Source organism: Prosthecobacter sp. (assembly GCF_044373815.1).
Taxonomy (GTDB): Bacteria; Verrucomicrobiota; Verrucomicrobiia; order Verrucomicrobiales; family Verrucomicrobiaceae; genus Prosthecobacter.
The window spans coordinates 1-3,451 of the sequence record NZ_JBIPNG010000598.1 but is presented as its reverse complement, the minus strand read 5'-3'; the positions used below and the strand labels follow the sequence as shown (position 1 = coordinate 3,451).

Sequence of the window (3,451 nt, the reverse complement as noted above, 5' to 3'; positions counted from 1 at the left end):
CGCCTTCTGCCCGCTCCGCGTCGTCACTGACGGCGCGCTCATCAGGTTCACACCCTTCTGCTGGGCCAGCTTGCGCAGCAGGTTGTTGGCATGCTCCTCGTTTAAAATACCCAGGCTCTGCAGCCCCGGCTTGTTCCCATCCAGCGTCAGCCCCGCCTCCGCCAGCACCGGCGAGTCCATGGGAATGCTCACAAACCGGCTCATCACCACGATCTGCTTCGGCACCACCGGCTCCGCCTTCCGGCACGCACTCAGACCCGCCAGGCCAAACGCCCCCGTCACCGCTGGCACCAGCAGCCCCAGCTTCTGCATCAAAGTGTACCCACCGCGCCCGCGCCCCGCCTGCACCAGACTCGCCAGCCGTCCCCTCATCGCCATCGCACTTGCAGACACCGCCAGCGCCAGCGGCATCCACGGCCTCGCCGTGCTCCCCAGACCCGCCACCGCCGCCAGCAGGTCCTCCGCAAAATCATCCGCACTTACCCCGCTGCGCTCCAGCGCCACATCATCACACGCCTGCTCCCGCGCCCTCGCGCTCGCCCTCAGCATCACCCACACCAGCGGGTGAAACCACAGCAGCAGCGCCGACACCGTCGTCAGCAAAGTAATGAGCACATCCCCGCGCGCGATGTGCGCCAGCTCATGCCGCAGCACCAGCCTCAGCCGCTTCTCGTCCCAACCCGCCGCCTGCTCCGGCAGCAGCACCGTCCTCTTGGAAATCCCCCACGTCATCGGCACCGCACACGCCGCACTCATCCGCAGGCACCCCTCCGGCAGCTCCAGTCGCAAAGCCCCCGCCTCCTCCGCAAAACACCGCCGCATGGTAGCATCTACCACCATATACGATTCCACCCGCAGCCTCCGCAGCGTCCAGGCCGAAACCCCCAGCACCACCGCACCCGCGCAGATGCCCCCCAGCCACAGCACCGCCCACAGCGGCGAATACCCCGCCTCATCCACCGCACTCACCGTCAGCCTCGTGGCAGGTGTCAGCCTCGGCGCAAACGGATCCCGCCCTTCCGCCACCTCCTTCTTCTCCACCTCATCCTCCGTCAGCACCGCACGCTCCGCACCCCATGAAATCCGCCACACCGGCGCTATAAAGCTGCACCCCATCACCACCGGGATCAGCATCAGCACTGAAGCCAAAATAAAGTGCCTCCTCGCCGCCGCCATCCGCCGCACACACACCACCACCCCTCCCGCCAGCGTCAGCAGTACCGTCGTTTGCAGCGTCACATCCAGCAGCCAGCCCGGTGTGAAAGAAAATAGATGCTCAATGATGCTCATAAAAATCTTGGCGTTGTGTCTAGGTTACCTGGCAACTGCAAGCTCAAGCGATTCATTCGAGCCCAGTCATTCATTCTGCATTCTGCATTCTGCATTCGTCATTCGTCATTCGTCATTCGTCATTTCCTCCCCGTCTTCGCCTTGTCCAAAAATCCCCTCAGCTCCGCCACCTCCTCCTCGCTCAGCTTCGTCCCCGGAGCGCTCAGATACGCCGCCATCGCCTGCGTCAGCGATCCCCCGAAAAACGTCCCGATCACCCGGCTCAGCGTGCTCTGCCCCACCTCCTCCCGCGAATGCACCGGCTGGTAGATAAACTCCCGCCCCTCCTGCCGGTGCTTCAGCTGTCCTTTCCCCTCCAGGATCGTCAGGATCGACCTCAGCGCCGCCCGCGTCGGCGGCTTCTCCATCCCCTCAAGAATCTGCGACAGCGTCGCCTCCCCCTGCGCAAAAACCAGGTCCATCACCTCCCGCTCACGGCGGCTCAATTGGGCAATTTTCTTCATGGGTTGAAATTTCAACCCATCTTGGCTCAAGAGTCAATATCAAAGATTGAAATTTCAATCTTTAAGCAAATCCGCAGCCGCCGCTGCTTGGAGAGCATATGTGCTGTCTTTATCAAATCATCGGACATACTATTGTCTGTGGAAAGGATTGGGGCGTGTAGGCCATGATGAGATCATGGCCACCCAATCCCTCTCCAAATCATTTGGCGAAGTTGTGCGCGCCCATAGGAGTGTGTTGAGTTTTACTCAAGAACTCTTGGCCGAACGAGCTGGGGTTCATGCTACTTATATTGGCATGATCGAGCGAGGTGAGAGAAACTGCTCACTCGATGTTGCGTCGGAAATTGCCAAGGCTCTCAACACGTCGCTTTCGAAATTGATTGAGGAAGCCGAACGGAGAAATCAAAAAAGTTCCAATGTCTTGAGCAGAAAGGGAAGGCGTTCGTGATTGGCGAACCGACAGGGATGGTCGGCAAGATCGTCGAATTACTGCGCCTGCATCCAGAAGGACTTACATCAGGTGAAATTCGGGAAAAACTGGGCATCGCAGCCCATGAACAAAGTCAACTTGACCGAAGAAGACGAGATGTCAGAAAATGGTACAACCTCATCGTCATACCAAATGGCGGTAATCCCAAATATGCCCTTGGTGAAAAGCGAACTGAGGCTGTAAATCCGAGCGGAATAAATGGCAGGCTGCGTGCAGAAGTGCTGCGTGCATCAAGGGGCCGCTGTCAGATGTGCGGGCGCAGCATTGAAGAGCATGGCGTTGACTTGCAAGTTGATCACAAAATCCCCCAGGCTTGGGGCGGATCCAATGAACCAGACAACCTTTGGGCGCTTTGTGAAGAGTGTAATCATGGCAAAAAAGACCTTTTTGCATCTCAAGATGACAAGGTTTTGAGCGTCCTGAAACATGGATCTGTTCACGTGCGAATTGGAGAATTGCTTAAATTGAACTTAAACGAATGGGTTCCTTCTCAGCTGATCGAGTTCGTAGCAAACCAAGATGATTGGAAGAAGCGCACGCGTGAATTGCGTTACCTTGGCTGGAATATTGAAGTGATGCGTCAAAAGCAGGCCAATGGGCGTGTGACTTCTTCCTACATGCTTACACAGTTTTCAGAATGGCCATCCGATGCCACGCGGTGGATTCGGCAGTTCGAGAAAGATCGTGCGGACACAAACCGGTCTTCTGAATCATTAGAAGATTAATCCATATCATGCTGCTACATGAAAGGCTGGGCTTTCTGCGGCGCACCGGAAGAATAATAAAGCGCTGGTTCTTCAAGGAGGCGAAGCTGTTCAAGTCCACTCTTTGGCGGGGTGCGTTGCATACGAAGTGCCGACCGAATTGACTGACCAATTGCCTTGGCCACTAGAGGTGGGAAGGCATTGCCAACTTGGCGATATGCAGCTGTTTTCTTGCCACTGAACAGCCAGCCGTCAGGGAAGCTTTGGACGCGCGCAACCATTCGCACAGTCAGCCTTGGGCAACCGTCGAGATCAAAATCAGCCCCCGGAGGGTGATCGGCGATCCCCATTCCATCCACATGCATTTCTCGCCACTGCTTCTTTGCTCTTGTTGGGCCAAGATCGGGGCCACCATGCTTCTTAGACCCTCCGACAACTGTTGGCGCGATGCGGTTGGCTTTTTC

5 protein-coding genes are annotated in these 3,451 nt (G+C 57.2%); 2 read left to right on the top strand and 3 right to left on the bottom strand.

From position 1 onward, the window contains the following. Both ACIREA_RS28870 and ACIREA_RS28865 read right to left on the bottom strand, forming a co-directional pair. Window positions 1-1,290 (bottom strand): M56 family metallopeptidase (locus tag ACIREA_RS28870; RefSeq protein ID WP_397385782.1); only part of this gene is annotated, 1,290 nt, incomplete at its 3' end. Window positions 1,291-1,409: 119 nt separating this feature from the next. Then, window positions 1,410-1,793 carry a BlaI/MecI/CopY family transcriptional regulator gene (locus ACIREA_RS28865; protein WP_397385781.1) on the bottom strand — a complete coding sequence of 128 codons (384 nt, stop codon included), beginning with the start codon at window positions 1,791-1,793 and terminating at the stop codon, window positions 1,410-1,412. 175 nt (window positions 1,794-1,968) lie between these two features. On the opposite strand from ACIREA_RS28865, the gene ACIREA_RS28860 reads away from it, so the two are divergent. Both ACIREA_RS28860 and ACIREA_RS28855 read left to right on the top strand, forming a co-directional pair. Beyond that, a complete protein-coding gene (locus ACIREA_RS28860; RefSeq protein WP_397385780.1) occupies window positions 1,969-2,241 on the top strand; it encodes a helix-turn-helix domain-containing protein in 273 nt (90 codons plus the stop codon). Further along, window positions 2,238-3,008: an HNH endonuclease gene (locus tag ACIREA_RS28855; protein WP_397385779.1), complete on the top strand. Its 771-nt coding sequence runs from the start codon at window positions 2,238-2,240 to the stop codon at window positions 3,006-3,008. The genes ACIREA_RS28860 and ACIREA_RS28855 overlap by 4 nt, the downstream gene beginning before the upstream one ends. A gap of 14 nt (window positions 3,009-3,022) precedes the next feature. Here ACIREA_RS28855 and ACIREA_RS28850 read toward each other — a convergent pair. Next, window positions 3,023-3,451: DNA cytosine methyltransferase (locus tag ACIREA_RS28850; RefSeq protein ID WP_397385778.1), on the bottom strand; the 429-nt coding region annotated here is incomplete at its 5' end.